Origin of the sequence: Streptococcus sp. SGI.013, assembly GCF_050315295.1 — a bacterium.
GTDB classification, from domain to species: Bacteria; Bacillota; Bacilli; order Lactobacillales; family Streptococcaceae; genus Streptococcus; species Streptococcus porcorum.
This window is the reverse complement of the sequence record NZ_JBNPOS010000017.1, coordinates 25,858-33,913: the sequence shown is the minus strand read 5'-3', so window position 1 is coordinate 33,913 and position 8,056 is coordinate 25,858. Positions and strand designations below refer to the sequence as shown.

Below are 8,056 nucleotides of genomic sequence, written 5' to 3'. Positions count from 1 at the left end.
GAAAATATAATTTGTGTAGCTGGCTCAGGGAAAAAATATCATAAAACTTTTAATATAACCACAATAGCAGCTATTTTAGCTTCTGGCTTAGGTGCTAAAGTGGTGAAACCTGTGTCAAAAGGAGTAACATCAAAGTTAGGTTCTGGAGAGTTATTAGATATTTTGAAAATCTCCGCTTATAACAGTCTTAATGATATATATAATGAATTAAGCCAACAGGATATTTGCTTTATATCAATTGAACAAAACATTCCTACATTCGATAGTATATACGGAGGAAGGCAATTAACGATTTCTCCTCTTAGTTACGTATTACCTGGATTAATGTCCCCTATCAAATGCCAACACATTTACTATGGATTAAGTTCAAATAAACATTTAAAATCTTTAGAATTATTTAGGAAATATGGAGTTTCTGGAAATATTGCTGTTGCTTCCTCTTATTATTATGGTGGATTTATTGATGAATTAATTATCGGTGATAGTAGTAAATTATCTATAATGAATTCTGATGACAAGATTAAGGTGATAGATATCTCAGAACAAATTTCAGATAATACTGAACCTATGAGTATTGCGTCATTTTCTAATGAAAAGAGGAATGTGGAATATATACTTCAGACTATTGATAACGGAATTATTAATGATTATACAAAAATAATTGCTTTAAATTCAGCAGGTATTTTGATTACCGCTAATGTTTTTAGTGACTTTATGGAGGCTTACCGAGCTTCTTTAAATTATATTAAAAATTTGAAATTATCGAACAGAATCAAAATGTTACAAAAATAAATTACCATTTTGGAGAGGAATTATGTCTATATTTCAGCAACTATTAAATAGAAAAAATTCAACAAATTATTCAGTACTAACAACTAAAGAGAAAATAAGTATGAATAATTTTTTATCGTTAGTTGGAGAAATCCAACAAATACTTGAGAATAATGGAATACAATCTGGGGATAAAGTTGTTCTTGTAATGACACCTTCTAAAGACACAGTTGCCACAATAATGGCTATTGGCTTCATAGGTGCTACTTATGTACCTGTAGATTTTAGTATACCAAAGAATCGAATCTCTTACATTATAAAGGATACGAATGCTAAAGCTGTCATTACAAACCAAAAATACTTATTATTACAATATAGTTCTGAAGTTAAAAAATTATTCATAAAAGATATTAAGTATTGTGATACATCAAGTCCAATACTAAGAAAAAGAGCAGAGGACTCCATTGCTTATATTTTATATACCTCGGGTAGTACTGGAAATCCAAAAGGTGTTGAAGTATCATTTTCAAATTTGGAATTCTTTATTAAAAATTTTAATAGCACTTTTACATCAAGTGAAAATTCAGTTTTTGTACTAAATACAGCACTCCAGTTTGATGTATCCATAGCAGAGTTATATGGTTGGATATCTAGAGATTCATCTTTATTAATACTTGATAGTAAAGAAATAAAAGATGTGAAAAAACTTCCTTTAATTATAAGAGAACATAAGATAACTCATTTATCAATAGCTCCATCTATACTAAATACTTATGGTGATAATGAAATAAATATTTTAAAAACTTCAAATTTAGAGTATCTACTAGTGGCAGGAGAAGATTTTCCAATTTCATTAGCAAAAAAATTACGAGATTTGGTCATGCAATCTAAAGTATATAATTGCTATGGTCCTACAGAAGCTACAGTATATGCTACATATTATAAACTTTCAATAGATGATTTAGATAATGAAAAAATACCTATTGGAAAACCATTCGCTAATATTTCTACGCTCCTAGTTCCAGAGATTGATACACCTTACTTTGAATTATATTTAACTGGAGATGGAATTGCGAAAGGATATGTTAATCTAAAGAAAAAAACAAGTGAAGTCTTTCCGAATATAGGTGGAAGAAGATACTACAGAACTGGTGATTTAGTATTACTAGACGAAGACACGGGAAATCTCATATTTGCTGGTAGAAAAGATTTTCAGCTAGAAATAAATAGTATCAGGGTTGAACCTGGTGAAATAGAGAATGCTGTTACATCTGTACTAAATACTGACCACTGTATAGTATTGAAATTAAATAAAAAATTAGTTTGTTTTTATTTAAAAACAGAGAATACTAAAAATATTGATTATACGAAAAAGGCACTTTTTGAAATTTTACCGAGTTATATGATTCCATCATTTTGGGAACCTTTAGAAACATTTCCACTTAATATAAATGGGAAAATTGACAGAAAAAAATTGATAGAGGATTATTCAGAACAAAATACCATCAAAGATGAAGGTAAAAACAAATTATTGGATGATATTCGGTACCTTACAGGAATATCAAACTTAGGTTTTTATGACAATTTGTTTGATTCGGGAGTAGACTCTCTTTCGGTTGTTGAATTAGAAATATACTTAGAATCAGAATTTTCAATAAGTCTCCCTCCTGGTTATATATATCTACATCCTACTGTATATGATATACAAAATGATTTAGGACATAATAATGGGATTGTTATCGATAAAAACCAAAGTATAGAAAGCATATTGGAAGATAAACGACTTGTATTTAAATTGGTTAGAGAAAAAAATGATCACTATAAATTAAAAATTTCCGAGGGCGAGTTGTCTACATTGAAATCAATTGATACTCAGAGTGAAAAATTTTCACATATCCAGAGTGCAGTTTTTGAAGAAAACGAAATCTCTATATTTAATAGAGAGAATAATTCTTTTAGTATCGTAAACTTATATGATAAGGATACTCAAAACTCATATGAATCAACAATTTTTCAAAAAGTATACTTTGATATTAAATTAAATAGTTTTATTGAGGCCGATTTTGAATATTCAGATAATATTTGTGCAGACACAACTAAAAATTTAATCAAATATTTAGTTAATAAAGTTGAAGTTTTTAGAACGACGATAAATAGAAATTCTGATAATATTTTGTATAGTAATGTGCATAAAAATTCAGATATATCAATAAATGTTAAAGACCTAACTACATTAAATCAAGTTCAGAGAGAGAATTTAATTGAAGAAGACAAAATAGATGCAAAAAAATTAATTATGGAGAATTTATTTGGATCCCCTTTGTATCGAATATTGGCATATAGAGTTTCATTCAATAAAATTAAATTAAATATCATATTACATCATAGTATTGCCGATGGTGCAAGTGTAACAATTTTATCAAAATATGTAAGTAACTATTTTCAAAAAAAGGACGCATCATCACTAGGAACGAAGCTTTATTTGGAAAAGTTAAGTAAAAATTCAAACGCTATTCAACTTTTAGAAAATAGCTATATAAAAAAATTAAAAAGTATAAATAAATATTTACCAAATAATCCACCCAAATCTTCTATTTGGGAAAAAGGGTTTAAAATAGTAAAAAATGTTGGAGAAATGGATAAATGGCAAAAATTTTTAGCGGTAGCTGATGAAGTGACTGATGAATATCTGCAAAAGTATGAGTTGATTGAAATAACATTTCAAATGCTTTTTGATTTTAGAACCATCGGAGAAGATGACTTTGAACTATTAGTAAATGATTGTCATGAAACTGTTACTTTTTATAGACATAAAAATACAAATACTGTAGAATTTATAAATGATTTCTATAATCATATTCGTAATTTTCACTATCAAAATGGTATAAGTCTCGGTTATGCAATTTATAATAATTTTCCATTATTTAATAACGAGCAACAAAAGCTTAAAGAAATTGTTGAAGTTTCTCCAATAAACATAAATTATATAGGTGAGGTTTCTGAAAAAAATGTAAATAAAAAGATTAATGAGATTGAACAGCTAAAGGACCAATTGAAGAATTTAAAAAATCAAACGCGTTTTACAGCATTCTCAAGTGGAGACGATATTTATATATTTCAGGTGAGTAATTTATGAGAAATAAATCAGATTTAGTTTCAATTTCAGTTGAAAAAGTTGGAATTTGTGGTTCGGATAAACAGAAGATAGTGCAGAATAATATGGGGGTTCAGTTTTTAGGTCATGAACTTTTAGGGATAGATAATTTTCGGAAAAAATATGTTGCAGTAAATCCTAATATACATTGTGGAAAATGTTTTTATTGTTCTAGTGGAGAATTTAATCTATGTTCTAATATTAAGGCTCTCGGAAATAATGTAGATGGTGGACTAAAAGGGAGTCTACAAATTCCGTTAGATAATGTATTATATTTGAAGGATAATAGCATCAAGTATATTTTATTAGATCCATTAGCAGTAATTATACATGGTTTAGGGCTAATTAATATAACTGAAGGTGCTAGTACACTAGTAATTGGCAGTGGGACATTAGCTAAATTATTGATTTGGATTTTGAATAGAAAAAAAATTATTCCAAGTGTGGTCACTAGGCATGGTTGCATAAAGGATAGTAAAAAGAAACTTAAAGTGAATAAAGTATATGATGATAAGCAATTAATTACAACAAAATTTCAATACACTTTTGAAATGGTAGGATATGAGCAAGCTAATTCCTTTGAGCAAGCTATTTTTTGCACACAGAAAAAAGGGAATATAGTATGTTTTGGGGTATTTCCTAAAGGTTATCTTGCGTCTATAGAATTACGATCGCTTTTTGAAAACGAAGTAAAGATTCAAGGTGTAAGGTCTTTTATTCCTGCTGATTTTAAAAAAGCAAAAGAAATTTTAGACGAAACCAATGATGAGGTTTTAGATGTTATTAATATTGAGTATACTAAGTTTAAAACGTATGAGCAATTACTGAAAAAATCTAATACTGAAGGTGTTGACAAATTGGTAGTTGATCTAACTTAGAGAGGAAAAATTTTATGGATAGCTGTGTTTTTTGTGATATTGTCTTACGAAAAAAATCTGGAAGAATAATTTTTGAAAATGATACAACAATGGCTTTTTTGCCAAATGAACCAGATGTGAGTGCACATATATTAGTTATTACAAAGGATCACTTTGTTAATTTAAATGATGTTAGTGTTGAAAAATATATTGAACTTCAAAAAACATTACTTATGATAAATGATCATTTAATAAAAAATTGTGGTTATACTGGAGTCAATATTTTAATGGCTAGTGGAAAAAGTGCGGGGCAATCTATTGAACATATTCACTATCATCTTATTCCAAGAAATGTTGATGATGGTATTAATGCATGGCCAGTTTTATCTAATAAGAAGCATGAAACCTCTGAGGAGATTTTTCAGAAGCTAAAAATTACATTTTGATAGGTTTTAAAAAATAGACATGTAGTATAGATTCTACGAACTTACATATTATAAATCAAAAAATGCCTAAAAAGTTTATTAAAACTACATTGACCATAATATTATATGGGATAAAAATATATTCTTTTAGAGGAGTCCTAGTGAAAATAAATGAGAAAAAATATAATACATTTAGTTAGTAGTAAAGGAATATCACTTATTGGAGATATCGTGTTTGATTTTGCTAATAATACCTTTCTTGCTGGTCTTAATCCAACATCTTTATCTATGGTCGCAATCTATCAATCATTAGAAAGCGTAATAGGTGTCCTGTTTAATTTGTTCGGTGGGGTAATTGCAGATAGTTTTAGGCGGAAAAAAATTATCATTTCCTCAAATATCTTATGCGGAGTCGCTTGTATAGTTCTTTCGTTCATATCCCAAGAACGATGGCTGGTTTATGCAATTGTCATCACCAATGTTATTTTGGCTTTTATGAGTGCTTTTTCTGGTCCATCTTATAAAGCATTTACGAAAGAAATTGTAAAAAAGGATAGTATCTCCCAACTTAATTCATTGCTAGAAACAACGAGTACTGTAATCAAAGTAACCATTCCTATAGTGGCAATTTTCTTATATAAGCTACTTGGGATACATGGTGTGTTACTATTAGATGGATTTTCATTTCTAATTGCAGCGTTATTGATTTTCTTTATTGTGCCTATTAATGAAGAAATAGTCACAAAGGAGAAAATGACAATAAGTGGGGTCTTTGATGATTTAAAAATAGGGTTCAAGTATGTTTATAGCCATAAGCCAATCTTTATTATTATTGTTCTTTCTGCACTTGTAAATTTTTTCCTAGCAGGCTATAATTTATTGTTACCTTATAGTAGTCAAATGTTTGGAGAAATTTCAGCTGGACTTTATGGAACATTTCTAACAGCAGAGGCGATTGGTGGATTTATTGGAGCAATGTTAAGTGGTATTGTCAATAAATCATTATCAAGTAAACGTTTAATAATCCTATTGGCATGTTCAGGTATGATGTTAATGCTATCTACTCCGCTCTATTCTATATTCCACAATGTTATCGCTCTAGCATTGTCCCCAGCACTGTTTAGCTTATTTCTATCTATTTTTAATATCCAATTTTTCTCTATTGTTCAAAGAGATGTAGATAATGAGTTTCTTGGTAGAGTCTTTGGAATTATCTTTACGGTAGCGATACTTTTTATGCCAATTGGGACTGGATTTTTCTCAATTTTTTTAGATCCAAACAATACCTTTAATCTTTTTATTATTGGAGTATCTATCACTTTGTTATCACTAATTTTTGGAACTCTATTTAAGAGATATCATATGAGTTGATAGTTTTTACAAAGTATATGGTCTCGAGAGAAATTAAAAGCGCTTCGTTAATAATCTGTCTTGTACAAATTATTGACGAAGTGCTTTTTGACGAAATTCTGAGAAATACCGTACCGTTGCTAGAAAGTCTTGATACAGTATTTTCTGACAGAGTAAGAGCTAGTTTTATTGAAGACTAAAAAGACTTGTTTGTATAATGACTTTGATTGGTCATATAACTTCCAAAGTACTTCAATTGGCTTGGTAGATAACATTGCTCAGGATTAATAGCTCGTGTACGAACACTGGCAGATTAGTGAGGTAGAGCATGGCTAAGTCGAATAAACTCATCCCTTTAAGCTTTGTTACTGTACATCATCAGCTGGTGTATAGCAGGAATAGCTGTTGAGATCTTCTAGGTTGATGTAAGGAATCTGAACACAGGATATTATTAAACCCTCTCATTTGACTATTGGTTTTTTCTTTTAAATTCAAAAGACTATCTTCCATACTTCTTTTCAAGTCAGAATCTGCTTCTGACTTTTCTTCTGATAAGGTGGACTCTTTTAAATAGGTTTCATAGGATAGTATTATTATAACATAGAATAAAGTAAGAAAGCGATTTAAAATCATTATATACTATAGTTATCAGTGGTGAGAGAGGAGGTCTTATGGAGATAAAAGTGATTGCGAGTGATTTGGATGGCACTTTGTTGGATCAATATGGTCAATATGATAAAGATCGATTTGAGCGTATCCTGACTCAGTTAGAGCAAAAGGGGATTCATTTTGTTGTGGCGACAGGAAATAAAATAGAGCGTGTCAACCTTATATTTCAGGAGCTCAGTCCTCGTTTGTCTTATGTTGCTGAAAATGGAGGATACGTCCAAACAAGCTCTAAAATTTTACGGCAGAGTCAAATTACTCAAGATGATGCGTTGGCATTTATTGACTATTTTAAAGAAAGCTTAGTTGATTACCGTGTGGTGCTTTCAACTGCTCATCGCTCCTATGTATTGGACAGTGTTATTTTTTCAAAAGAACATGAGATGATTGAAGAAGAACAGTGGAACGCTTTTTTAGCTCATTTAGAGTTTGTGCCAAACTTTGAAAGGGTTGACTTTAATCGTTTGACAAAAATCAATATGTTGGTTGAAAAAGACACCAATCAAGTCATTGAAAGGTTTAATAAAAACTTTAAGGGCAATCTTAGAGCAGTAACGAGTGGTTATGGGGCGATTGATATTTTACCTAGAGAGGTCAATAAAGCAAGTGGCTTAGAACTTTTACTGAAGCAGTGGCAACTAAGCCCTCATCAAGTGATGGCTTTTGGTGACGGAGAAAATGATCGAGAGTTATTAGCGATGACACCGCATTCGTATGCCATGGCTAATGCTCCTGAAAGTGTAAAAAAAGTTGCATTGCACCGTGCTCCTCATCATATTGAAGATGGGGTACTTCAGGTGATTGAAGAATTTTTGAAAGATAAAGGAGAATAA

At 30.1% G+C, this 8,056-nt stretch carries 6 protein-coding genes; all 6 read left to right on the top strand.

The features are described 5' to 3' along the window. Positions 1–792 (top strand): hypothetical protein (locus ACQRDX_RS05875; RefSeq protein WP_427895331.1); only part of this gene is annotated, 792 nt, incomplete at its 5' end. A 22-nt stretch (positions 793–814) separates the two neighbouring features. After that, positions 815–3,907 (top strand): AMP-binding protein, encoded by a 3,093-nt coding sequence (locus tag ACQRDX_RS05870; RefSeq protein ID WP_427895329.1) that lies wholly within the window; start codon positions 815–817, stop codon positions 3,905–3,907. After that, positions 3,904–4,803 (top strand): alcohol dehydrogenase catalytic domain-containing protein, encoded by a 900-nt coding sequence (locus ACQRDX_RS05865; protein WP_427895327.1) that lies wholly within the window; start codon positions 3,904–3,906, stop codon positions 4,801–4,803. The genes ACQRDX_RS05870 and ACQRDX_RS05865 overlap by 4 nt, the downstream gene beginning before the upstream one ends. Before the next feature lie 14 nt (positions 4,804–4,817). Then, positions 4,818–5,228, top strand: coding sequence for an HIT family protein (locus ACQRDX_RS05860; RefSeq protein WP_427895325.1), 411 nt, complete (start codon positions 4,818–4,820; stop codon positions 5,226–5,228). 150 nt (positions 5,229–5,378) lie between these two features. Continuing rightward, positions 5,379–6,578, top strand: coding sequence for an MFS transporter (locus ACQRDX_RS05855; protein ID WP_427895323.1), 1,200 nt, complete (start codon positions 5,379–5,381; stop codon positions 6,576–6,578). Between the two features lie 650 nt (positions 6,579–7,228). Beyond that, the gene (locus ACQRDX_RS05850) at positions 7,229–8,056 is read left to right on the top strand and encodes a Cof-type HAD-IIB family hydrolase (RefSeq protein ID WP_427895321.1); all 828 of its coding nucleotides are present in this window, start codon (positions 7,229–7,231) and stop codon (positions 8,054–8,056) included.

What these genes read in the sequence shown, in the direction of transcription:
- ACQRDX_RS05870 (WP_427895329.1), top strand. Translation starts at nt 815, where the DNA reads ATGTCTATATTTCAGCAACTATTAAATAGAAAAAATTCAACAAATTAT.
- ACQRDX_RS05865 (WP_427895327.1), top strand. Translation starts at nt 3,904, where the DNA reads ATGAGAAATAAATCAGATTTAGTTTCAATTTCAGTTGAAAAAGTTGGA.
- ACQRDX_RS05860 (WP_427895325.1), top strand. Translation starts at nt 4,818, where the DNA reads ATGGATAGCTGTGTTTTTTGTGATATTGTCTTACGAAAAAAATCTGGA.
- ACQRDX_RS05855 (WP_427895323.1), top strand. Translation starts at nt 5,379, where the DNA reads ATGAGAAAAAATATAATACATTTAGTTAGTAGTAAAGGAATATCACTT.
- ACQRDX_RS05850 (WP_427895321.1), top strand. Translation starts at nt 7,229, where the DNA reads ATGGAGATAAAAGTGATTGCGAGTGATTTGGATGGCACTTTGTTGGAT.